This is a genomic window from Crocinitomix catalasitica ATCC 23190, from assembly GCF_000621625.1.
Lineage (GTDB): Bacteria > Bacteroidota > Bacteroidia > Flavobacteriales_D > Crocinitomicaceae > Crocinitomix > Crocinitomix catalasitica.
This window is the reverse complement of the sequence record NZ_JHXV01000011.1, coordinates 101954-126135: the sequence shown is the minus strand read 5'-3', so window position 1 is coordinate 126135 and position 24182 is coordinate 101954. Positions and strand designations below refer to the sequence as shown.

General features: G+C 33.9%; 20 protein-coding genes and 1 tRNA gene. 18 read left to right on the top strand and 3 right to left on the bottom strand.

The features are described from left to right. Nucleotides 1–12: 12 nt before the first annotated feature. Complete coding sequence (locus tag T367_RS0109130; RefSeq protein WP_027419572.1) at nt 13–978, top strand: isopenicillin N synthase family dioxygenase; 966 nt, start codon at nt 13–15, stop codon at nt 976–978. 23 nt (nt 979–1001) lie between these two features. Here T367_RS0109130 and T367_RS0109125 read toward each other — a convergent pair whose 3' ends face one another. Then, nucleotides 1002–2003 carry an acyltransferase family protein gene (locus T367_RS0109125; RefSeq protein ID WP_262485458.1) on the bottom strand — a complete coding sequence of 334 codons (1002 nt, stop codon included), beginning with the start codon at nt 2001–2003 and terminating at the stop codon, nt 1002–1004. A 203-nt stretch (nt 2004–2206) separates the two neighbouring features. Here T367_RS0109125 and T367_RS0109120 point away from each other — a divergent pair. From T367_RS0109120 to T367_RS0109075, 9 genes are all read left to right on the top strand, one after another. Beyond that, nucleotides 2207–2291: transfer RNA gene (locus T367_RS0109120), tRNA-Ser, on the top strand. 554 nt (nt 2292–2845) lie between these two features. Then, the gene (locus T367_RS0109115) at nt 2846–5773 is read left to right on the top strand and encodes a caspase family protein (RefSeq protein ID WP_027419570.1); all 2928 of its coding nucleotides are present in this window, start codon (nt 2846–2848) and stop codon (nt 5771–5773) included. Then, the gene (locus tag T367_RS0109110) at nt 5767–7698 is read left to right on the top strand and encodes a hypothetical protein (RefSeq protein WP_027419569.1); all 1932 of its coding nucleotides are present in this window, start codon (nt 5767–5769) and stop codon (nt 7696–7698) included. Before T367_RS0109115 ends, T367_RS0109110 begins: the two co-directional genes overlap by 7 nt. 178 nt (nt 7699–7876) lie before the next feature. Further along, nucleotides 7877–9652 (top strand): helix-turn-helix domain-containing protein, encoded by a 1776-nt coding sequence (locus T367_RS0109105; protein WP_027419568.1) that lies wholly within the window; start codon nt 7877–7879, stop codon nt 9650–9652. 331 nt (nt 9653–9983) lie between these two features. After that, nucleotides 9984–11015 carry a DUF4386 domain-containing protein gene (locus tag T367_RS23850; protein WP_051568463.1) on the top strand — a complete coding sequence of 344 codons (1032 nt, stop codon included), beginning with the start codon at nt 9984–9986 and terminating at the stop codon, nt 11013–11015. 47 nt (nt 11016–11062) lie between these two features. Beyond that, nucleotides 11063–12049, top strand: coding sequence for an NAD(P)-dependent alcohol dehydrogenase (locus T367_RS0109090; RefSeq protein WP_027419567.1), 987 nt, complete (start codon nt 11063–11065; stop codon nt 12047–12049). Nucleotides 12050–12209: 160 nt separating this feature from the next. Further along, on the top strand, nt 12210–12842 hold the full coding sequence (locus T367_RS21910) for a DUF4386 domain-containing protein (RefSeq protein ID WP_051568462.1): 633 nt from the start codon (nt 12210–12212) through the stop codon (nt 12840–12842). Between the two features lies 1 nt (nt 12843). Beyond that, nucleotides 12844–13086: a hypothetical protein gene (locus tag T367_RS0109080; RefSeq protein ID WP_027419566.1), complete on the top strand. Its 243-nt coding sequence runs from the start codon at nt 12844–12846 to the stop codon at nt 13084–13086. A gap of 31 nt (nt 13087–13117) precedes the next feature. Beyond that, the gene (locus tag T367_RS0109075) at nt 13118–13984 is read left to right on the top strand and encodes an alpha/beta fold hydrolase (protein ID WP_027419565.1); all 867 of its coding nucleotides are present in this window, start codon (nt 13118–13120) and stop codon (nt 13982–13984) included. Between the two features lie 28 nt (nt 13985–14012). Here T367_RS0109075 and T367_RS0109070 read toward each other — a convergent pair whose 3' ends face one another. Both T367_RS0109070 and T367_RS21905 read right to left on the bottom strand, forming a co-directional pair. Then, nucleotides 14013–14558: a hypothetical protein gene (locus T367_RS0109070; RefSeq protein ID WP_157454178.1), complete on the bottom strand. Its 546-nt coding sequence runs from the start codon at nt 14556–14558 to the stop codon at nt 14013–14015. A 4-nt stretch (nt 14559–14562) separates the two neighbouring features. Further along, a complete protein-coding gene (locus T367_RS21905) occupies nt 14563–15582 on the bottom strand; it encodes a serine hydrolase domain-containing protein (protein WP_035843096.1) in 1020 nt (339 codons plus the stop codon). A 215-nt stretch (nt 15583–15797) separates the two neighbouring features. Here T367_RS21905 and T367_RS24520 point away from each other — a divergent pair, with 215 nt between their 5' ends. The 8 genes from T367_RS24520 (at nt 15798) to T367_RS0109030 (ending at nt 24178) form a co-directional block, all read left to right on the top strand. After that, the gene (locus T367_RS24520) at nt 15798–16208 is read left to right on the top strand and encodes a MerC domain-containing protein (protein ID WP_072032183.1); all 411 of its coding nucleotides are present in this window, start codon (nt 15798–15800) and stop codon (nt 16206–16208) included. 12 nt (nt 16209–16220) lie between these two features. Further along, nucleotides 16221–16853 carry an ABC transporter ATP-binding protein gene (locus T367_RS0109060; RefSeq protein WP_027419563.1) on the top strand — a complete coding sequence of 211 codons (633 nt, stop codon included), beginning with the start codon at nt 16221–16223 and terminating at the stop codon, nt 16851–16853. 1 nt (nt 16854) lies between these two features. Continuing rightward, entirely contained in the window at nt 16855–18057 is a 1203-nt protein-coding gene (locus tag T367_RS0109055; protein ID WP_027419562.1) for an ABC transporter permease, read from the top strand. 6 nt (nt 18058–18063) lie between these two features. After that, nucleotides 18064–18738 (top strand): hypothetical protein, encoded by a 675-nt coding sequence (locus T367_RS23845; protein WP_051568461.1) that lies wholly within the window; start codon nt 18064–18066, stop codon nt 18736–18738. Between the two features lie 26 nt (nt 18739–18764). Further along, entirely contained in the window at nt 18765–19727 is a 963-nt protein-coding gene (locus T367_RS21895; RefSeq protein ID WP_084274361.1) for a metallophosphoesterase, read from the top strand. Nucleotides 19728–19801: 74 nt separating this feature from the next. Then, the gene (locus T367_RS0109040) at nt 19802–21184 is read left to right on the top strand and encodes a T9SS type A sorting domain-containing protein (RefSeq protein WP_211252696.1); all 1383 of its coding nucleotides are present in this window, start codon (nt 19802–19804) and stop codon (nt 21182–21184) included. A gap of 70 nt (nt 21185–21254) precedes the next feature. After that, complete coding sequence (locus T367_RS0109035) at nt 21255–23333, top strand: M48 family metallopeptidase (RefSeq protein ID WP_084274359.1); 2079 nt, start codon at nt 21255–21257, stop codon at nt 23331–23333. Continuing rightward, nucleotides 23333–24178, top strand: coding sequence for a hypothetical protein (locus T367_RS0109030; protein WP_027419559.1), 846 nt, complete (start codon nt 23333–23335; stop codon nt 24176–24178). Before T367_RS0109035 ends, T367_RS0109030 begins: the two co-directional genes overlap by 1 nt. Nucleotides 24179–24182: the final 4 nt, after the last annotated feature.

Here is a 24182-nt window from a genome sequence, read left to right as displayed (position 1 = left end):
ATCTAATTTTTCATGGATCAAAATAAAATTGCCCATGTAGATTATCTTGATTTTAGTCAAGGTGATGCAAATATACGCACTCAATTCATTAAAGAGTTTGGAGATTCGTTTTCCAATATGGGATTCGCAATTGTTAAAAATCACGGCGTAACAAAAGCACTACGTGATGAATTGTTCGCTGTATCTAAAGCCTTTTTCGAATTACCAGATGACATTAAGAAGCGCTATGAAAACGAAGCTTTACATGGTCAAAGAGGTTATATTTCTAAGAATAAAGAAAGTGCCAAAGGGAAATCTGTTCCTGATTTAAAGGAGTTTTATCATATTGGTCAAACTGTTTCAGACAACGATCCAATACAGGCTAATTATCCAGATAATATTTGGCCGAAAGAGGTTGCTGCTTTCGAAAAAGTAGGTCAAGAAGTTTATAGAACATTCGAAGAAACTGGTCGTAATTTATTACGGGCGATTGCTTTGTATTTAGAATTAAACGAGACTTATTTCGATCCAAAAATTCACAATGGGAATAGTATTTTAAGATTGCTGCATTATTATCCTGTAGATGACAAATCTGAAATTCCTGAAGGAGCTGTGCGTGCAGCAGCACATGGCGACATTAACCTCATCACTTTATTGATGGGCGGAAGTGCTAAAGGATTACAAGCACAATCATTAGATGGGCAATGGATTTCTATCGATCCCGAACCAGACGAGATTGTGATTAATATTGGGGATATGTTAGCGCGTTTAACGAATGATAAATTGCGCTCGACTCAACACCAAGTTATCACACCAGATGAGGAATCATGGACAAAACCAAGATATTCTACTCCATTCTTCTTACACCCGCGTTCTGATATGGATTTAACTTGTTTAGAAAGGTATGTTTCAGAAGATCGACCAAAAAACTATACAGACACTACGGCTGGAGAGTTTTTAACAGAACGATTGATGGAATTGGGTTTACAGAAGAAATAAGATTATCTCTTTTTAAAATACGATTACATTTTCTTGAGCAAATACTTCCTTAACGGATTATCAACTTTATAGGTAAAAATGGTTGCAAAACCTATTGCTATTGGTGTTGAAACGCATAAAGTTACCACCCAAAAGTTAAAACCAAGTTCATCCACCATAAGGGGAATTAGAAAACCATAAGTTAAAGGTTGATGCACCAAATAAAGGGTATATGAAATGTCACCAAAAAAAAGCGTGACTTTATTCGTTATCCAGCCCATTTTACCAAATACAAAAAGGGTGAAAATAACGAACCCCATAGCAAGCATAAATGCGTACCATTCAACCGACATAAACAATGTCGCGTTACTATAATTGTGCAAATAAACCTGCAAAGCCAGGCAAAGTAATATCAGAGGCAAATATTTTAAATACAGTTTATTGTTGAGGAATATTTTATAAAACAATAAGCCAACATAGAATAATGGGAAATGATATAGTAAAGGGAACAATTTCGTAAAATCTGGAATCATTTCGTTTGAAATGAGCCAAAATAAAACAAACGAAACTGCACAAAAAACAGCCCCAATTAAGACAATTTTTTTCAATACTTTTAATCGTAGTAAAATATAAATAAACACATAGAACAGTAATTCAATAATCAGTGTCCAATAAGACCCATCAATATTTGGAACATTAAAAAAATACTGAATCATGGTTAAATTCACCACATAATCATAGAACGGTAATTCGACATAAGGAGCAGGGGTATTAAAATAATTGAGGATCAAATAGGACAAAAAAGTGAAAGTTGCAATCACCCAATAAATAGGATAGATCCTAATAAATCGTGAAATAACAAATCGCTTTGGGGATGCTTTTTTTTCAGCACTCAACAAAATAACAAAACCACTAATCATAAAGAAAAAATCCACTCCTGCTCGACCTAGAAAAAAACCAAACTCAGAAAATGGACGGAACATTGTAGCGTGAAAAAACACAACCATCAACGCTGCTATTCCTCTAAAAGCGTCTAATTCGCTAATTCTTTTATGACTTATACTTGATTCGATCGAATAAATATAGTGTACAAAAATTAAAACGATGATTTAAACTATTAAAATGTCTAAATTTGCACTCCGGTTATAAATCACGACTACACTTGATTTATAATAATCGATAGTGATCGGGAGGTGGTCTCGGGTGAGCCGAGAAACACGCACGCTTGGAAAGCGTACAAATTAGAATTGGAAAGGTGGCAGAGTGGCTGAACGCGCACGCTTGGAAAGCGTGTTTACGGTAACGTAACGGGGGTTCGAATCCCCCTCTTTCCGCAAAAAGGAAACCAAGCGAGCATCGCTTGGTTTTTTTGTTGGCATCAATCGAAGCTTGCTTCAGATTGAGAACAACAAAAAAACCAAAAGCCTTCTGCAAGAAGGATTGGTTTCTATGCTTTGCTGGTAGTCCATCAGGGATCAACTTGAACATCCGAATGCAATGAGGAAGTGAAAGTTAATCCCGGTGTCAATTAGAAAAATAGAGCAACGAAGCAGCTCGTTGCGAAACACTATTAAAAATCCAGTTCGCAGTTTAGCTGACAGAACTTAAGAATTAACAAAACTTTACTCCTAAATATTTTCTTGCAGGCTCTCAAAAAGTACTAGAATTGAACTTCCGAATGAAATGAGGTAGTGAAAGTTAATCCCGGTACTAGTCCTTTCAATAGAGCATGCGGCGTCAGCTCGATGCGCACCCAAAAAAACCTAACAAATCTCCCAGACTAAGCCTACACTTTAGCGCTAGTCATTTGTTAAATACCCCTTAATAATTATGCGTACTTTTGAATTAGCTTCGTATTTATGTTAATAATTGGGCAACTTAAACCTAAATGAGATTTCACTGGTTATTTATATTCTTTTTTAGTTGTTTGCCATGTTTATTGCAAAGTCAACAATCTGCCCCTAATTTTCAAACCGGACACTATTCAAAGGTTAAAGAACTCTTATTTCATCCCGATAATCAACATTTAATTAGTTGCGCCGATGACGGAAAAATTGTCGTGTGGGACATTCATTTGGGTTTACAACGAACTGAAGTTTTGGCTCATAAAAACGGACTGAAGGAAATTGGCTTTTTGAACGATTCGGTTTTGATTAGTCTAGGAACACACAACGACTTAAAAATGTGGTCCCTACCCAATTTGAGTCCAATAAATCAGTTAATCATCAATTCCGATTCTATTCAAGCTTTCGCAGTAATTGACAGTCATAGACTGTGTGTGGTTGGGCGAAATGTTCATTTTTACGACCTACTTAACAATCGTTTAACTTCAACAAATTACAAATCAAAAGGTTTGTTTAATAGTGTAGATTATCGAAAATCGAATAATGAAGTCGTCGTTACAGGACCGAAAGATAATTATGCGGTCACAATCAATATTATTGAACCGCTTCTGTTTCATCATTATTTTGTGGGTAACATTCATAAAGCTATTTATAGTGACGACTTATTGCTAATGGCAACTACAAAAGGGGCTTTAATTTATTACAATCACGCGAACGCTAAGAAGCATATATTCAACCTTAATGATGATTTGAATTATGTGACGGATATGGCTGCAAAGAAAGGCACTATAGCCATAGGAACTGCTTTTGGATTTACCAATGTGTTAGAAGTAAAAACCAATAAAATCCGTACCAGTATTGGTATGAATGGTATAGCTATTTCAGCTTTAAACTATAGCGATGACAGCAAATGGCTAGCCTTAGCAAACACTAAAGGTGTAATATATTTATACGACACCGAAAATTATAAACTCAACAATATTTTAAAAGGAGGAGCCGCCAGTATTTTAGACCTTCAGGTTTTTGATGACGAGGTAATTATTGGATACTCAGATGGGGTAATTCGTTACATGAATTTTCCGAATAATCAACTTAAAAGTAATTCTATAAAATTAGATGAAATTCAAGAGCAAAACGGGGAGAATTATAGCATTCTATCCATTGACAGTATGGAGGTAGAAACTGTATACTTTACCGTATTAAAAACAAATCGACATCACATTAAGTCAAGTTTATTAAAAAAGGCTGAAAAGATGAAGGGTATTTGGAATTTAAGCAAGAATGAAATAACACTGTCTCAAAAAATAAGAGATCCTGCGTTAAACGGACTAGTAAATAAAAATTTTAAGGAACAAAAAGCTTTTGTGTTTGAAGATTATCATGACCAACATACAAAGTACCATTTCCATGGTGAATCGTATTCGCTAGATTCAAATGAGTACTCATTTATGAACGATCAAAACAAATTAAAATATCCTACCAAGCATAGTGCACCAATTACTGGTTTAAGATATTTATCCAATTATGAAATTATTCTTTCTTTTTCGCAGGATGGCAGTATTCGATTTTGGGATAAATTGGGAGAATATGTAGCTGTTTTATATCTTGCCGGTCAGTACAGCTTTTTCTATTTAAATAAGGATAATTTTTATTTTGCATCTAAGGAAATATTAGAGAATATTGGCTTTGTAAATAATGGAAAACTTTATGGTTACGAACAGTACGATTTATATTATAATCGTCCCAATGAAGTAATGGAAGACTTACACTTTTTTGATAGTACAGAAATTTCAGATCATAAAAAAGCCTATTTAAAAAGGCTAGATAAATTAGGTGTTTTAGTGAACGAACTTAATGTTTCAGATAAATTACCAGAAATGCTAGTGGACTATAATGGAGATTATAGCACTAAAAAAGACTCCATTAATTTTTCGCTTTCAATGAGAGATGCAGATGGTGATATAATTGCCTACTCTTATTTGATTAATGGTATTGAAAAACAGTTCACTTTAAAACATCCTCGTTCCAATTACAAAACAGAATTAAATCTAATCTTAAGTGCAGGAATTAATCAAATAGAGTTTTATTGTGTCAACGATAAGGGTATACGCTCCCTACGAAAAAAGAAAATTATAACTTGTGAGAAAAATTTTGATAAGCCTAACCTTTACATACTCTCCATAGGTGTCAGTGAATATTTGAACCCCGACTTTAACCTCAAGTTTGCGCAAAAGGATGCCCAAGAAATTGCCTCACTCTTATCAAAAGGAAAACCTTATGACCGAGTTTTTAGCATGGAGTTGTATAATGCTGATTTTACGCTAGACAAAAAATCATCAATCGCTAATTTTTTACATCAAGCTACTATCAATGATGTCATCTTATTTTATTATGCTGGTCATGGCGTTTTAGATGAGGAATTTAATTATTATTTGGCGACCCATAACATGGATTTTAATGCACCGAATGACTTAGGTTTGCCATTTGATGAATTAGAACAACTTTTTGAAAAAATGGAGTGTCGAAATAAGTTGATGATGATTGATGCTTGCTTTAGTGGAGAAATTGACAAAACCAGTATTAAGGTGGATACAAATAGGATTGAAAGACAGGACGAAATACAGTTCAGAAGTACACAAGCCGCGGCTATTGATGGATATGGTGATATGGGTATTTTTGAATTATCGAAATTATTATTTGCCGACTTAAGGGTGAGCAAGGGAACCAATATTTTATCTTCCTCCTCAGGTATTGAATACGCCTTGGAAGGTGATAAATGGGGCAACGGGCTGTTTACTTATGTGCTTAAAAACGCTCTACTAAAAACAGAAGCGGACCTTAATGACGACAAACAAATTCGTGTCATGGAATTACAGGTATATTTACGTGAGACAGTTTCTGCGTTGTCAGATGGCAATCAAAATCCTATATTGAGGAAAGAAAATATAAAAAATAATTTTGTTTTATGGTAAGACGATTAACCTTATCAGTATTGGTTTGTTTGTCCAGTATAGCGATTGGACAGAACTTAAGCTTAGGTGTAGGTGGTAGAGCTAGCAATCATTGGGTAGAAAATAATGAGGCTTTTAACTTTTATATTCTCACCACCAATACTGATACCTTGGTAATGCATACTGATCAAAACAGTGTAAAATTAACAAATGGTCTAAGTTTTCCGATTTACATCAGATATACTGCAAAAAAAAATTATTGGATTCAATTAAATTATGGTTACGAAACATGGCGATTAGGTATTACTGGTTCGACAACACCTACTAACTATGCTGTTGAAACAGCTGTACAAGAAAAATTGAACGATAATCCCCCTGCAGGTGATTTAGATGATATCGAGGACGCATATAGGGAAGATATACTGAAAGAAAAATCGTATGACTTTGAAAGCTTTGAAAGAGTTCAATACAATAGACTAACCTTCTCCTTTGGTTCTGCTTTAAATAAAAGGGGAGCTATTACTTTTTATTATGGTGCAGGATTTGATTTCTATACACGCAGTACGCTTGAATCTTATCAAGGGCTTTTATACGAAAATAAAAAAGTAGCCTATACTCATCATATTCTGGAAGCAATGCCAAAACTTAATGCTATGCTTTTTGCCCCATTTTTTAACTTGGGTATAGAAAAACAAAACATCAGGATTGGACTAGATTTTTCATTTTTTCCCAATCCCGTTTTTGGTAAACATAATGCGCTTAACGATAATATCTATGGAGGTTATCAAAGTACGCAAACAAATACAAATAAATCGCAACTCATCAAAAATATAGCGTCTGCTGGCGTAAGCTTAAATTACACTTTATTTAACCAAAACTTTAATCAATCTATTAGTCCGGATAAAAAGAATGTCCTAGATCCTCTAGTAATTGGTAGATATCGACAAAAACCAAAACTGTTCCAATTTGGAGTGGCAATTAATTTTCCCAATTTGCACAATTCTGGTTGGTCGGCAATTGATGATTTTGAATTGGACGATAAGGATGACATTTCAAAATATAGTGATAGTTTGATTCAGAAGGAAGATAATTATTTAGCGGGCATATTGTTTGACGAATCGAAGGATGTATTAGATTATTTATACCTTGAAAAAATAGATGATGAACAACGTGTAATAGATGATGAATTGCAGACTGTGGATTTGGTAACAACCGTGTTTTTGGATTGGGGAAATATCAATTCAATTGTAAAGTCTCCAAAATTAAGTGCATTTCTAAGGGTAAATCCACATGAATTGTTTTCAATAGATCTGAACGCTGGTTATCAAAACCATACCTATGGTATTCGAGGATATGAAACTATAGCAGAAACGATCAATGAAGAAACAACCATTCAAACAAAGAAGGTAGTTTATCAAGAGAATTTCCACGAATTATCTTTGGGCCTCAATGCATATACCCAAATGCAAATTAACAATATTAGTCGCTTAGGAATTCATGTAGGAATAAATTATAATTTATGGTTTAACGGTAAATTCATTACTGAATCGGGCGGAATTAACGACAGCGAATTATTGCAAGATTTTCATGATTACAACACAGGACAAGTAGATGGCAAAAATGATCCTAAAAATAGCGAAGCAAGCGAATGGAAAGGCCATGTTACTTCTGAAGAAGATACGGATAAGGGAGTATTTACGAAAGTAGATTATTACAATTATAAATACCGCAATGAAGCGGAAACAGAAGACTATTATACGGATTATTCACCTTACCTATTTAATACAATTACTTCTAGAAGTTATTTTGAACTCCGTTTTGGGATAGATTATTATATAGAAAACTTGAAGTTCACCCTCTATGCTGAACGGTCAATTGGAAGAAATCAAACCATGTACAATAATTTGTTTTCTGTTGGTATGGGCTTAGCCTTGTTTTTGAATTAGAAATTTTACAACAAGTCACCCCCCTTAATGAAGGGATAGATTTACATTTCGCTGACACTATGAAAGTTGTAGCTATTTAGAATATCCCTCGTTTCCATTGCCAAAATATATCTAAGTATTCCCACGTTTTCTACAGATTTTCACGATTAAGTTTTATTTTTGCTTAAGAACCTTAAGTTTGACTTCAGATTTATCCATAGCAGTATTGCCATTCAAGAACATGAGTTCTAATGATGAAAATGAATACTTCTGTGACGGTATCACTGAAGAGATCATCAATGCATTGGCAAAAATTGGATCTCTAAAAGTGACATCAAGAACCTCATCCTTTTATTTTAAGAACAAAGACATTCCAATTTCTAAAATATCTGACACCTTAGGTGTTAGCATAATACTTGAGGGAAGTGCTCGAATATCTGGAGATATCATTCGAATTACTGCTCAATTAATTCAAGCTGAAGATGATTTTCACTTTTGGTCAGAAACATGGGATCGAAAACTGGAGAATATTTTCGAAATTCAGGATGAAGTAAGTTTATTAATAGCCGATAAGATTCGAGAGAACTTCGGTCATTTCGAAATGGAAGATCATTTGGTTTTTAAACAAACCAACAATATCAACGCCTACGAATATTCATTGATGGCAAAATTCCATAAGAATAAATGGAGTGCAGAGGATATAAAAATTGCTGAGGATTACTATTTAAAAGGAATTGCGCTGGATCCCAATCATGTGAATTCTTTGATTGGGTTGGCAGATGTATACAGCTTTATGGCCATGACCGGAATGATGTCATTTGTGGAGGCTTGGGAAAAATCGAATGAGTTGGTGGAAAAGACTTTAAAACTTGATCCAAATAATCCTGAGGCTTATTACCAAAAAACGAATAGTTCTTTTTTCACGGACTCGAATTATACTGATGCATTAGCGCATGCTAAAAAGTCGATACAATTAAAACCCAACTATGTCGAATCTCAACAATTTCTGTCCTTTCTCTATGTATTGTCGGGAGATATTGAGAAAGCGAAAGAACATCTTGATATCGCTTTGGGTATTGACCCCCTTTCACAAGAAACCCTATTCTTTAGTGCCTATTTTGATTATATGACATCGGATTTTACCAAGTCTTTAAATCAATTAAATGAATGCCTTGAAGTGAATCCTAAAAACATACCATCACATTCAATCAAATGTTTATGTTTATTAAAACTAGGCCGCTTTGAAGAGGTTATTTCTTACTTTGACCATATTGATTTTGAAGTGCCTGAAGGCGAAAAAATTGGCGCAGTAGCACTGGGTTATGCTGGAATACAAGATCAAGAAAATATTTCGAGATATATGGGTCAACTAGAAGAGATGGCGCAATCTCCTGATGGATTCGCTGCGGATTCATTTCTTTTTATGATACATGCTTTTATGGGGAATATTGAAACCGCATTTAATTGGGTAGAAAAAAGTATGCAATCGAAGTCTACTTTACTTATGTTGCGATATGCCGATCCTATTGCCGACTCCCTCAGGTCAGATAAAAGGTATAAAAAATACCATGATATTATTTTCTCTAAAGCAATTAATTCGTCCATAAAAAAACAAAAAAAGGCTTTATTAGATGAATCGACAACGCAAGAGTATAAAGTGAAGTTATTAGACCACATAACTACAGCTGAAACTTATTTAGACCCAAGTTTATCCCTTCGAATACTAGCTGATCAAATAGGTATTCACCCCAACCAACTTTCTTGGTTACTCAATGAGCATATTGGTAAAAGCTTCAACGAATTTATTAATGCTTACCGCATTCAGAAATTTAAAGAGCTGGCTAAAGACCCAAATAATGCCCATTTAACTTTAATTGGAATGGCTTATGACAGTGGTTTTAACTCAAAAACTGTTTTTAATACCTATTTTAAAAAAGAAACTGGTCAAACACCTAAGCAATTCTTAAAGAACTAGTTCAAACCAATACCCCACTCCCCCTTTATCCATTATATCATACGAATTAAGTTCGGATTTATAAAACCGAACAGCTGTTTGTAAACCCGAACTTCTAGGCCATATCATGCCCATATCTTTGTGCCGTAATCGAGTTGGTTTATACATCAATTAAAAAATAATTGATGCTAAATAGAAACAACTCATTTAATAAAAAAATAAAATGAAAAAGTTCATTCACACAAAGTTTCTTTTACTGGTACTGATGCTAACAATGATTTTTACGTCCTGTTCAATTTCTTTCCAAAAAAGGCGATACAGACCAGGTTTTCATGTTTCTACTAATTTTAAAATGGGCAAAACTAAGCGGGAGAATACCCCCTTAAAAAAGACTCGATTTGTAGAGGAATTAAAAGAAGAAATTCATAGCGATACTTTAAAAGAGTATAAACCGATAGAGAATAGTCCAATTGAAATAAATACTGAAAACAAGATTATTGAAGGTCATAAGGACGGAGTAGAAACTCAGAAATTAAAAGATAAATCTATTCAAGTAAATGTCAGTTCTGATCTGAAAGATGAACAAATTTTAAGAAAAATTAAAATTGCTCCTAAGGTTCACAAAAATAAGGAGGCTAAAGTGACCAAAAATGCGCAAAGAAAAAAAGCGAATAAATTTACAAAGCGTCAACTTGCGATGATTATTGGAGCGTCTCTACTCCTCATGGCAATTATTGCAGCCTTTTCTTTTCCTACATTCACTAGCATATTCGTACTCGGTAATCCTGTTAGTACCGGCGCAAATTTAGCTGCAAATTCAGGTAAATTTATAGGCTCTTTATTTGGTTGGTTAGGTATTATCATACTTGATTTACTTGTATCGCTAGGTGTGTATAAATATTATAGAAATGACGCACCTGAAACAGCAAAAAAAGATAAGGAAGATAGAAAATTTGATCAATCGAAGCTTGCAGGATTAAGTGGCATATTACGTCTAGTTTATACCCTCTTTTTAATAGCAGCAACATCAGCTTTAGTCTTGGCTCAAACAACAGGGTCAGTTATTCAGAGTTATAATTTTTTGAATGCCTTTAATAGTATTTGGGGTTGGGGATTGATCGTATTTGGATTGCATCTTATCGTTCTCGGATTAACATATAAGAATGAAGGCGGCCGAAAATGGTTAATCATCCTTATCAAGACGCTATTAATTTTAGCGGGGATTGGTTATATGGTCCAATATATTGGCATACTATTAGTCCCTAATCCTGTTGCTTTTGTAGCTACTATCGAATCAATTTTTATGATTTTTATGATTGTTGGTGAAATTGGTTTTGCCTTGTGGATGCTGTTAAAAGGCGGCAAATCTACGGTGAATAAATAATACTTAAATCCTTATCGAAATAAATGACTAAATCTAAATTAAATCTTATGAAATCAGTTGTAGTAAATGCTTATGGTGGACCGGAGGTCTTAGAAATTAGAAATATAGAAAAGCCTAGTCCAAAATTAAATGAAATATTAATTAAAATAGAAGCTACTTCCATAACAAGGGCAAGTGGTATGATGCGTGAAGGCACTCCTTATTTTGGTCGTTTGTTTACAGGAATAACAAAACCAAAAGTCAAAACTCCAGGAACAGATCTCGCTGGCATTATTGAAGCAGTTGGTAAAGATGTTACAAGATTTAAAAAAGGGGATAAAGTAATTGCCGAAACGGGTTTGAATTGCGGAGCTTATGCAGAATATATTTGTTTACCCGATGACGCAATAATAGTACATCAACCCAATAATGTAAGTGCTGTAGAAGCTACAGGTATTGTAGATGGAGCATGTACGGCTTTGGCTTTTTTTACAGATCAAGTACAAATAAAAAAAGGACAAAAAGTATTGATTAATGGAGCTTCTGGTAGTATCGGAACAGCGGCAATTCAATTGGCAAAAGAGTTTGGAGCAGAAGTAACTGCAGTATGTAGCGGAAAAAACAGGTCGCTAGTTCTAGAGCTTGGCGCTGACAATGTTTACGATTATACTAAAAACGAACTGGATAAAAGTACGGTGACATTTGATGTGGTATTCGACACCGTAGGTAAATTTTCCTATGCTAAAACAAAAAAACACATGCAAGTAAAGGGTGTTTTTCTTACCCCAGTATTGACTATGAAAACTTTACTAACCATGCTTTTTGTCTCTCCATTTAGTCACAAGAAATTAAAATTTGCTGCGACAGGGTTGCGTAAAAAGGATATTCAAATACGTGATTTAAAAAAGGTTAAAGAAATGTTGTCTGAAAATAAGTTACGTCCCGTAATTGATAAAATGTATTCATTTAACCAAATACAAGAAGCGCATCGATATGTAGATACTGGTCGAAAAAGAGGTAATGTAGTGATTCGTATGCAGCAAACTAAGTCATAATCAATTATAAAAATATGAAAAACCCAACTTCTCGTTCTTTATCAATCGGCTTACTTATTGGCGTAGTTATAGGAGTATTTACTGATAATCTAGCTCTTTATATGTCTATAGGGATTTTATTAGGAGCCGCTTACAAATATAATTTTAAAAACTCCACTAAATGAGACCAACAAAAAAAATAGCAAGACTTGCAGGATTCTTTTACTTTTTATTAATTCCTTTTGGGGTATTTGGAATCTTATATATACCCATGCAATTCGTAGCGCCTGGAGATATGGCTGCAACCATCCGAAATATTACTGATGACATTTTTACCTTCAGATTAAGTATAGTTTGCGCCTTAGTCACCCAGATTATCCAAATTTTTACAGTTTTGGCATTATATCAATTACTAAACTCGGTACATAAACAAGCTGCACAATTTATGGTAATCTCAATTTTAGTAGCGGTACCTATCGCTATGTTGAATGAAGTGAATCACTTAGCTGTATTGGAATCTTTAGGTGATGCAAAACAAGTTTCTCTTTTCCTAAATCTTCATAAATATGGGGTGAATATAGCTCAGATTTTCTGGGGAATATGGTTATTTCCAATGGGATATTTGGTCTATAAATCTGGATTTATACCTAAGATGATAGGCGTGTTATTATATATCGCATGCTTTGGATATTTAGCAGATAGTTTTATCTACTTTTTAGATATAAACTTAGGATTTGCTTTCAGCGAATTTACTTTTTTCGGGGAGATTGCCATTGTACTTTGGTTATTGATTAAGGGCATAAAAACTACGTAATATGAGATTTAGATTTTTAAAAGAAAGTAACGTCTTAGTTTTTAAAACAAATATTGAGAATGACGAAAAGTTGAACCAATTAAAACCGATATTTGACAATCAGCAATCGATCTTACAATGGACGGTGGATATAGAGGATGTAGATAAGGTATTGCGATTAGAAACGAAAGCATCTATTAGTGAAAAAAAAATTATCAAACTAATGTCTCAAATAGGGATTAACTGTAAAGTTATGACTTGGTGAATAAAAGAAAAATAAATTAATTGAAAATAGAATGAAGTCACTTTTTAAAACTGAAAACGGCAGAGACAAAATACTAGCTCTATATGAGCAGAAATTATCTGATTTGAAGATCGATGTTGAATCTACATCTATTACCACCACTTTCGGAGAAACAAACATCCTTATTAGTGGGGATGAAAATAAACCACCTATTTTGTTAATTCATGGATCAAATGGATGTGCACCGCTTTCCTTTGAAACTTATCCTAACTTGAATCAATCATTCCACGTTTACGCTGTTGATGTTTTAGCGCAGCCGAACAAAAGTGAAGGTAAAATATTGAGTATGAAAGATAACTCTTATGGACGATGGATCAACGAAATCATTGCTCATTTTAAATTGGAAAACGTCACAATGGCCGGCTTTTCATTTGGGGGTCTCATCATTCTTAAAACACTCGAATATGATGAAAGTAAAATAAAAGAAGTGTTTTTATCTGCTCCGGCATATATAGTAAATGGGAATCCCTTGCGTGCCTTATTCAAGGTTTTTATTCCTATGAAACGATACATGCGTACGCAAAAAACGAAATATGTGGAGCAATTTTTAGCTGAAGTATTTACTGAAAGAGATCAGTTCGCAATTGATTATTTATCAAAAGTCTTTCTCCATTTTAAAATGGACTTCACACCAGTTCCTACCATTAAAACTAAACATGCTAAACGAATAAAGACGTCAATAAACATCTTTGCGGCTTCAAATGATATCCTTTTCCCCGGTAAGAAAATGCTTAAACGAGTAAAAAAAATATTCCCATCATTAAACCATACGGAACTCCTTCAAGATGCTAAACACGTGCAAAATCCTGAACAGAATTTAAAAATTGAAGCATTTATTTTGAATAGTATTATTGATTAATTTGGTACTTCAAGCAAAAGCTAATGATTTAAAATCGGTACCCAATATTAAACTGAAAAGCCAGATTAAAACCGAATTCATCAAAGAAATCCTTCTTAATAAAACTTTTATAAGGAATCTCAGACTGCTTACTATAGGTGAATGTTCCAACAGTCATATTGGTTCCCATATAGGCGTTTTTGAAAGGACTTAATTGAAATCCATAACCTCCATTCAAGAAAAAGTAGTTGTAGGTTGAAGGATAAAAAGTTTTGCGTGGATTATGGATATAGGAAAAGTTGGCAATGAGGTATAGATTGAATTTCTTCTCGGTTCCATTCGGGAAATATTTATAATTGAATTCTCCACTGAAAATATGCTGGTCTTTTCTGATGAAAGGGTGTATACCAAAACCTAGCTCTATTTGACTTTTATTCTTCAAGTAAGTTATACTTGGAACCAATCGAATAGGATAAATTTCACCACTAATACTCGAATTTATTGCAAAGCCAAACTTACTTGCTGTGGTTTCGTTTTGTGCTTTACCAGCTAATGCCATTAACCCAATAAGGATCGTAATTAATAAATGCTTCATGTCTTTAGTTTTCTTTCTCTATAATTTTATTTATTCTTCCATACATGCCTTCTAATTCGGACCAAAATAAACTATTATGACCAGTACTTACAAACTGAATTACAATAGCGTCTACATCACTATTATATCGAGCTATACTGGTATAGCCTGGTGACCATCCTGTATGTTCGTATTCGTAAATGGAAGAATAAATTTTTTGCTCATTTTCATTGAACAAAGTACCATCAATTAAATAACGCAAAAATTGCCCAACATCTTCAGCTGTTGCCACCATAGAACCTCCTGGACGGGTATATAAATCAGATTTCAAATCGGGATCATATCCCTTGTAATAACCACTCATCACTTCATTCGAATCAACCTCAGAATAAAGACTGTATGTATTGGTTAATCCGTTCGGAATAAGCAATTCGTTTTTAATATAATCATGATGAGGATAGTCTAAAGTTCTATCCATAATCTCCCCTATTAAAAGATAGTTGGTATTTGAATAACCGTATTTTTTATCGGGTTTAAAATCAGCTGATTGATTAAATATAAGTGCTGCGGTGGTTAAATACGATTCGTTGGGATCACTATTTTCAAAATCAGGTTGGTAAATAAAGTCAGGAATACCGCTCCGATGCCCTAACATCATCTTTAGTGTTATTTTATCTGCGTTTTCTATTTTACCATCAACTTCTGGAATAAGTTCTGACAGCGTACTTTCTAGTGATAATTGTCCTGATGCCACTAATTTTGAAACCGCCGCCGCTTCGTAAAGTTTACTAATGCTTGCAATTTTAAATAAGGCATGAGGATCTGCTGGTATTTGTTGTGCTCTGTTTTTCCAACCAGCACTGTATAATGAGGACTTGCCAGCTTGATTGACATAAATAATAATGCCGTCGAATCCTGATTCAATGCCTCTTTCTAACTCCTTTTCAATAGATTTTTCGAGAAGTAAAAGATCCTTTTGGCAAGCGCTAAACAGCATTAATGAAGCTAATCCAAATAATAGTGACACATTCGTTATTCGTTTCATCTTATATCTGATTTTTAATTCTTTATTCGACAAAAGTAAAGCATTATCAATATTTTTTCGTTCGTATTTTCATAAAGATGTTCTGAATTTCATACTGTTATATTAATAAAGTAATGAATTTGCCTATTTTTTTTACATGCAACAATGTTGCATAATAAAGAAAAGTATTACATTTGCATCATTGTTGCATTTATCAAACAGGAAAACACATTGTCATGTCAAATATTTTAAAAATACAAAACTCTAAAGCCGATGCGATCGGAATAATGGCCAGTAGTCTTTGCCTTATCCATTGCATCGCCACTCCCTTTGTTTTTATCACGCATGCCTGTGTTGCAACGACTTGTTCAGCAACTCCTGCTTGGTGGAAATTAATTGATTATACTTTCTTAATCGTCGCTTTAATTGCCATCTATTTTGCTACCAAACATTCCATAAAAAAGTGGGTCCGCATCACTCTTTGGTTGTCATGGACTCTTTTAGCTGCCATTATTTTAAACGAATCCCTACACCTAATTCCTATACCACATTGGTTTATTTACATCCCTTCATTAAGTATTGTATTTTTACACTTTTATAATCGAAAATATTGCCATTGTACAAAAGATAAATGTTGCTCAGCATAAAAACAATCTTCAATGATTAAGACTACCAATGTCACCTATAATTACTCTAAAACGACGCAGCTTTCTTTCCCCAATATTGCTATTGAAAGTGGTGAATCTATAGTTATATCTGGCGAATCTGGTAGCGGTAAAACCACATTATTACATTTATTAGCTGGTTTAATGCGTCCCACCAGCGGAACAATACGCATGAATAATGAAGAAATAAATAGTTTTACATCCAAAAAAATGGATCAATTTAGAGGGAGCGAAATCGGTCTTGTCTTTCAACAATCCTATTTCATTGAATCCTTGACTGTCATAGAAAATTTACTTCTTTCTCCTTACGCTGTAAACCGAGAAAAAGCAAAGTCAATTGCAGAACGATTACAAATAAACAACCTTTTAAATCGATTCCCTAAACAGCTTAGTGTAGGGCAAAAACAAAGGGTTACCATTGCAAGAGCGCTGATGAATCAACCTAAACTTATATTGGCAGATGAACCCACCAGTGCGTTAGACAATAAAAACTGCTCAAAAGTTATTCAACTCTTGCATCAGGAGGCCATTAACAATAATGCAGCATTAATCGTGGTCTCGCATGATGCGCGTGTGAAAAATGAAATCAATCACTGTATTGAATTAGACAATCTAAATTTGGCTTGATATGATATTGAAAATTGCCTGGAAAAATATCATCCATCAACCTCTGAATTCAATACTTTGTGTTATCCTATTATTATTTGGAACAGGTATAATTTCTCTACTATTGTCGATTCAAAACCAGGTCACAGAAAAGTTCGGGCGGGACATGCAAGATATTGATCTCGTAGTCGGTGCCAAAGGAAGCCCTTTGCAACTCGTACTTTCGTCCGTTTATCATATAGATGCACCTACTGGGAATATCAAAATGTCCGCAGCTGAAAAAATAATGAATGACCCCATGATTGATGAAGCAATTCCGCTTGCTTATGGTGATAGCCATAAAGGATATCGCATTTTAGGCACCACTAAATCTTATATCGATAAGTACAATGGCACATTCGCCCAAGGACATCTTTATACAGAAAATATGGAGACTGTTATCGGTGCTGATATTGCAAAGCAACTTGGTCTTAAAATTGGCGATAACTTTTTAGGTACACATGGCGAACAACACGAAGGGCATATCCACAAAGATCAACCATATACCGTCGTCGGAATCCTATCAATGACCAATACGGTACTAGATGACTTGATTTTGACAAATATTGAAAGTGTTTGGCAAGTACATGACACACATAGCCATCACAACCATCACGCGTCAGACAGTTTAAACGCATATAAAAACAAAGAAATTACCGCTATATTATTGAAATGTAAAACGAAATTAGCCGTTTTGAATATACCTCGTAAAATCAACCAGCAAACCAATATGCAAGCAGTTTTACCAGGATTAGAAATCAATCGGTTATATTATATGATGGGAATCGGCACAAAAACATTAAAACTGATTGCCGGTGGAATTATAACAATGGCTGGATTGAGTGTGTTTTTTGCTTTGTACGGAAGATTAAAAGAGCGGAAATATGAATTGGCTTTAATGCGAACTGTAGGCTATAGATTAGTGGATCTGTTTAAATTACTTTTAATAGAAGGAATTTTATTAGCTGGCATCGGTTATATATTGGGTACAATTTTAAGCCGCATTGGTCTCTACTTTATCAATATAAAGTCCCAAAATGAAATGAATTTTGAATTCGATCTAGGATACCAATACGAGGAGATTTGGTTATTATTGACGACTCTTTTAGTTGGAATTTTAGCTTCCTTAATTCCAGCTTGGCGAGCAACTCGAATAGATGTTGCATCAACATTATCCGAAAGATAAATAGCCATGGATAAAGTCATAAAAATAATGGTGGCGCTTATTGTTGTCATGCTTGCTTTACTTATCATCCCTAAAATGATGGACAAGGAAGATGACGAGGAAAATATAGACGGAATTGAACTGATTCCAATGCAAATGGAAAAGCCTGAAAGTTCAAACTTCCCAAATCAAGAAATCGACTATTGGGTGAATGATTCGATTTATATTTGGGATGACGAAGAAGTAAACTGGGTGATAACAGGTGAGGTTGTAAATCGTAAAGATCCTGACAATTTATATGTTCAAAAACAGGAATTATCAAATAAACCAATTAAAATTAAATGGGAAACTTTAATGGACATTCGTTACCGTTTGAAGTATTTAGCACAAATGAATTCCAAGGTATTCTCTCCTGTTTTTGGAGAGAATCTCAAAAAATGGCATGGAAAAGAAGTAATAATAGAAGGATTTGTTATTCCATACGACGAAGAAGGAAAGTTACTAGCACTATCCTATAACCCCTATGCGTCTTGCTTCTTTTGCGGGAATGCAAGTCCAGCTTCTGTTATTAGCATGTACATGAAGAATTCGAATACCCTATATGATTTAGATGATTTTAGAAAATTTAAAGGAATTTTTTATCTAAATCAAGATGATCCAGATCAATTTTATTATATTCTCAAAGACGTGGTTGACATTTAACCGCATTTAATATTTAAATCAAAGTTATGACTAGAACAATGACTAATCCCCTAATTCTTATTGTCCTTTTATTAACAAGTCAAAACACACTTAGTTTTGGCTTGTCTGATTCGACTAAACTCCTTAATGATACCACTTATACTTCCGATAAAAGTCTTGATTTCTTCGTGATTGGAGATTGGGGAAGTGGAGATGCTAATCAACTGAAAGTTGCCAATGCCATGACGAAAGAAGCAACGAAAGACCCTATTGATTTTATTGTTAGTGTGGGAGACAATTTTTATCCGCATGGAGTGAGAGGTTTGAACCATAAACATTGGACCAATTATTTTGAAGATATTTATACAGACAGCAGTCTGCAAAAAGACTGGTATACAGCAATGGGAAACCACGATTATATGGGGAGTGTCAATACACAACTAAAATATTATAAAAAGAATCCTAGATGGAAATCTAAAGAAAGGTATTTTAGTTTTACCCAACCATTGCCAGTATCAAATGACTCCGTTCTTTTTGTTTTTATTGATACCAATCCTTTCGATAAAACGATGAGTAAAATTCAAGGTGCATTGTGGTTACAAAATAAGAAAAAACAACTCGAATGGCTGGATGAAGTACTTGAAATCTCGAACGCTAAATGGAAAATTGTTGTCGGTCATCATCCTTTATTTACAACAGGATTTAGAAGGGGAAAAATGGATGATATCAGAATACCATTCTTGCCTATTTTTGAGAAACATCAAGTCGACATTTATTTTGCAGGTCACGATCATGATTTACAACACCAAAAACCAACTGGACATACCCATTATTTTGTGAGTGGAGCAGGTTCTGAATCTAGAGGTGTCACACAAGATCCTGAAATGACAAAGCTAGCAGTGAAAGATTTAGGATTTATGCGCGCAAGTGTTTCTGAGAATCGCTTAGAAGTTACAGTAATTAATGGAGATTATAAAGAACTGCACTTTTTTGGTTTGGAAAAGGAATGATGAATTGCTGTATACAAAAAAAGCACCTTTTCATCCTAAGACAATTGAATTTTAAATATAATATATATCTTAGAATGAAGATAGAAATATACAAGATCAAACCTATGAAAATCTTGCCCTTTATCACAATGGTATTTTTGGTATTCATTAATCTTAATTCATTTGCTCAACCCAATTGGGCCGAAATTAAAAGCAATGCCACTTTTATTGTGGAAGATCCAACATATCTTACTCCACAAATACAACCTTTAAATGTTGGCGGCTGGGAAGATGGACTTTATATCACTAGAGATGGTAAACATTTATTTAGCACCTATCTACCCGTTGATGCTTTTTCTTGGTTATATGACCTGGTTTTAGATCCTTTTTGTTTTGATTTTACACCTTATTATCGAGGTCCCTTATTAGATATTGATACGGTTACGAATATTTTAGGTTGTGAACATTATATGCAAAGTGATATTGTTATTGCCAGTAAAACGGATATTCTAGCACCCTTCATAAATTGGGAATCTTCTAATTTACAAACCTCATTTTCGTTTGAAGGAGGTGCGCAAGGTGTCTTATTAGACGAAAACACTTTCGATGTTTTTGTATACACTGTTGATGGACCAGAATCAGAAGGTGTAGATTTGATGTTTATGAAAAACGTGCCTATAAATCCAACTACAGAAACTGCAGTTCCTATTTTGGTGAGTGAAGGTGCCGAAGATAATCCTCATATTGAAAGACTAAATGATTCGACGTTGATTTTGCTTTTCGACCGAGATCGTTCTATTTATTATTCGCACAGTTATGATAATGGTGACAATTGGGAAGCTCCCACTTTAATAACAAATGTCTTAAATGATGACGCTCCTTTTGACGTTCAACCGCATTTGTGGCAGGATGGTGATAATTGGTGGGTCTATTTTTGCGCAACAAATGATTTTGGCGTTCGATGTATCTATAAATCCAAACAACTAATCGCAAATGACTGGGACAGTTGGGACGAGAAGGAATTGGTGATTACTCCTGGCCATATAGAAGGTGAATATGGGACCATTTTTGCAATAGGCGAACCCACATTAACCACTTGGGGCGACCTCTCTTTTGTAGTGGTGTACGGCAATAATTCTTTGGACGATTCGACAGATGTTTATGACTGTGATCCGTGGATTTTATATAAAAGAGATTCGCCATTATTAGGCATAAATAAAAAGACATCATTGCAAAAGGAGTTGAATGTATTTCCCAATCCTTTCACGGATTTTACAACAATACAATTCAGTGAAGAATTGACGGGTAAAAACCAATTGATCATACGTGATATACAAGGCAAAAAGGTATTCCAAGCAGTAAATATAACGGGTAACGAATATATTTTCAGGAACAATGGACTTGAAGCGGGTATCTATTTATTGTCGGTTGTGCAAGAGGATAAATTGATTTACAATACGAAGTTGATTGCGGCGTAGGTTTATGTACAACTTAGGGTTCAATAATTCCAAATGATTATATTTACGACATTAACAAATCCTAACTTGAGTGTGTAAATTTATTTTGTCTCTTTCCTTTACGCTGATTATTTTGAACAGCTCTGGGCAAATATTCGGTGATTTTAAAAGAGTAGAGTCCACTGGAATTGTGCCGCATGAAATTATTTCAACAGCGACTGAAAAGTATAATACTACGTTAAAGTCAAATGCTGATAAATTACTCGAGGACGAATTCATATTATCGACCTCTTTCTTTTTAAATGACTTACTAAAAAGTGGAAAAGTAACCTTTAATAATGACTTGACTAAATATATTAAACGGGTTGCTAAAGTTATTCTTGGTGAAGACAAAAAACTATCAGAAAGCATTTCTGTTTATGTATTAAATAGTAATGCGGTAAATGCTTTTGCAACACATCAAGGAGCTTTATTTTTTACAACAGGTTTATTATCACGACTAGAAAATGAGGCTCAATTGGCCTTTATTATCGCCCATGAAGTATCTCATTTTACAGAGAAACACGTTCGGAATAATTACCTCAAAAAAAGATCTGAAGAAAATAGAAGGAAAAACGATCATAATTTATCTTATGATAACCAAATAGCTAAACTTAATATTTATGCTAAGGAAAACGAATTAGTTGCAGACGCAAAAGCAATACAACTATACCTTAAAACTGATTATAATGTCGAAGAGTTAAAGAAATGTTTTGATGTTCTCTCAAGATCTCATTTACCTTTTGGCAATAAAGTTTTTAATCTTGATTTTTTAAATCGTCCAAATTTACAAATCCCGGAATCTTTATTTAACGATAGTACCAATGCTATTAAAATTGACAATGAGAGTGAGTCTACTTCGCATCCAAATATAAATGCACGTAAAAGGAATATTAATGACTACTTAAAATACACGAATCATACTGGAAGTTATGACTTTATTATTTCAGAAGAAGCATTTAAATCGGTGCAATTACAGTCGCGATATGAAACGATTCGAATTAATTTAAGAGACCGACGATATGTAAATGCTCTTTATAATATTTTTTTACTCGAAGAGTCTGAAATAGCGAATAGATATTTGTCTTTATCAAAAGTGAAAGCGCTTTATGGCTTGATGAAATATAAGAATTATGATAAGCTTTCTGAAGTATCTGTTTATTCAGAATATGTGCAAGGAGAAAGCTCTTCTCTTCATGCTTTTTTTGAGACAATAACCAAGGATCAACTAATAGTTTTAACCTATCGAACTTGTAGTGACTATTCTAAAATATTTAATGCTGACCCCATTTTTTTGAAGTATCTAAAAGATATTCATAAGGAAATGGCAATCAATGCTGACTTTTTCCCTGAAGGATTAACTAATGTTCCAATGGATGACGATTTTACAGACGATTATTTCCATTTATATGGGCATTATGATTTAGTCAATGAAGAAAATCTTGTTGAATCACTGAGTAACCTCATTTATTTAAACGCACAAGAATTAAAGCAAACTAAAAAAATCAATCAAGATTCATTAAAAAATGAAGCGATTCATCTTGGCATTAACAAAGTGGTGGTAGTGAATCCTTTTTATCAAAGTTATAATCGCCATTATGAAAATGAATATTTAACCTCTGAGCAAATAGAGATAGATTTAAACTCAATTTACACGAAGAAATATAGAAAGTTAGACATCGATGCGACATTATTAAGCTTTTCGTCAATAGATTCTATGGATGTTCAGACGTACAACGAATTAGCTACTATTTATGATTGGTTAACAGAATGTATTTATCATCAATTACAATTTGATATGATATACAGCGCATATGATCTTATGCAACCCATTTCCGAAAGGCATGATACTTATCATTATTTATTTACAGGTGCTATCTCAACTAAACACAAGTTTAAATATACGAGTGCCGACTTAAGTCTGGCTTTATCAGTAATTCCAATTCCTTTTATAGTAGTTTACAAATCAGTAAAACATCATTATCATGACGTGTTTGCAATCGCCATAGATGCTGAAAACAATAAAATCGAATTTGTTCAAAATGACCGAGTGAATTTAAGACAAATGAAAAAAACAATTGAATTATTCTATTCGGAAGTGTTGTATCATTTAAGTTCAACAAAAGTATAATGATAAGACAAACAATTACTCTATTTTTATTCATCCATCTAGCTTGCTCAAGTTGGACACAGGTTGGTTATTTCGGCTCAAGACATGCTGTTGGGATTACAATTGAAACAGTTCCTACTATTGGTTATGTTAGTAAAGTGGATGCTGAAAAAAGTAATGTAACAGTAAAAAGAAAGCTATTGAATATGCGATTTGGACTGAATTATACGTTTGTTGCGAGCAGAAAATCCGAATTAAGGCTTAGATACGCTTGGAGTAAACTATATGCTTATAACGCTTACTTGCTTTCTGAAAATGAATTAGATTATTACTATTTATTGGCAGATATTCCTCTTAATTTTCATCATTTTTCTTTCGATTTTCGTCGTTTTGTCAAGGGTAATATTGCTGCTCATGGAAAATACATAGGATTCGGATTAAATACTGGCTATACAAAGCTCAAAGAAGGTACTGAAGCTCAAGTTGGGGTTAAAGATAAGGCCAGCGAACACAATAAATTCAAATCACAATTTCCTATTCTTGATATGGACCTTTTAAGCCTCGGTGAGGTACGTCATTTTTATTATCAAATCGATTTTAGTTTTGGGAGTGTTTTTTCAATCAATCACTTATTAAGTTTAGATATAGGCGTAACTATTCCTCTATTTACATCGACCATGACAAATGGCATTTGGGAAATCCCTGGTATTGAAGAAATAATTTTTCCAAACCCCTTTGAGAAGAATTATTATTATTATTATGGTGATAAATCATTAACTCCAACCTACCCAACAAGCTTGGTGTTTCAAAAAGCTCGAATTGCTGTAAAGTCCTCATTAGATATTAGTTTGTACTTTCATCTATAAGCCT

Bases quoted from the DNA above. Each gene is read 5' to 3' on its own strand.
- T367_RS0109090 (WP_027419567.1), top strand. From the start codon at position 11,063: ATGAAATCAGTTGTAGTAAATGCTTATGGTGGACCGGAGGTCTTAGAA.
- T367_RS21910 (WP_051568462.1), top strand. From the start codon at position 12,210: ATGAGACCAACAAAAAAAATAGCAAGACTTGCAGGATTCTTTTACTTT.
- T367_RS0109110 (WP_027419569.1), top strand. From the start codon at position 5,767: ATGGTAAGACGATTAACCTTATCAGTATTGGTTTGTTTGTCCAGTATA.
- T367_RS0109080 (WP_027419566.1), top strand. From the start codon at position 12,844: ATGAGATTTAGATTTTTAAAAGAAAGTAACGTCTTAGTTTTTAAAACA.
- T367_RS0109070 (WP_157454178.1), bottom strand. From the start codon at position 14,558: ATGAAGCATTTATTAATTACGATCCTTATTGGGTTAATGGCATTAGCT.
- T367_RS0109130 (WP_027419572.1), top strand. From the start codon at position 13: ATGGATCAAAATAAAATTGCCCATGTAGATTATCTTGATTTTAGTCAA.
- T367_RS21905 (WP_035843096.1), bottom strand. From the start codon at position 15,582: ATGAAACGAATAACGAATGTGTCACTATTATTTGGATTAGCTTCATTA.
- T367_RS23850 (WP_051568463.1), top strand. From the start codon at position 9,984: ATGGGCAAAACTAAGCGGGAGAATACCCCCTTAAAAAAGACTCGATTT.
- T367_RS23845 (WP_051568461.1), top strand. From the start codon at position 18,064: ATGGATAAAGTCATAAAAATAATGGTGGCGCTTATTGTTGTCATGCTT.
- T367_RS21895 (WP_084274361.1), top strand. From the start codon at position 18,765: ATGACTAGAACAATGACTAATCCCCTAATTCTTATTGTCCTTTTATTA.
- T367_RS0109040 (WP_211252696.1), top strand. From the start codon at position 19,802: ATGAAGATAGAAATATACAAGATCAAACCTATGAAAATCTTGCCCTTT.
- T367_RS24520 (WP_072032183.1), top strand. From the start codon at position 15,798: ATGTCAAATATTTTAAAAATACAAAACTCTAAAGCCGATGCGATCGGA.
- T367_RS0109115 (WP_027419570.1), top strand. From the start codon at position 2,846: ATGAGATTTCACTGGTTATTTATATTCTTTTTTAGTTGTTTGCCATGT.
- T367_RS0109060 (WP_027419563.1), top strand. From the start codon at position 16,221: ATGATTAAGACTACCAATGTCACCTATAATTACTCTAAAACGACGCAG.
- T367_RS0109055 (WP_027419562.1), top strand. From the start codon at position 16,855: ATGATATTGAAAATTGCCTGGAAAAATATCATCCATCAACCTCTGAAT.
- T367_RS0109075 (WP_027419565.1), top strand. From the start codon at position 13,118: ATGAAGTCACTTTTTAAAACTGAAAACGGCAGAGACAAAATACTAGCT.
- T367_RS0109030 (WP_027419559.1), top strand. From the start codon at position 23,333: ATGATAAGACAAACAATTACTCTATTTTTATTCATCCATCTAGCTTGC.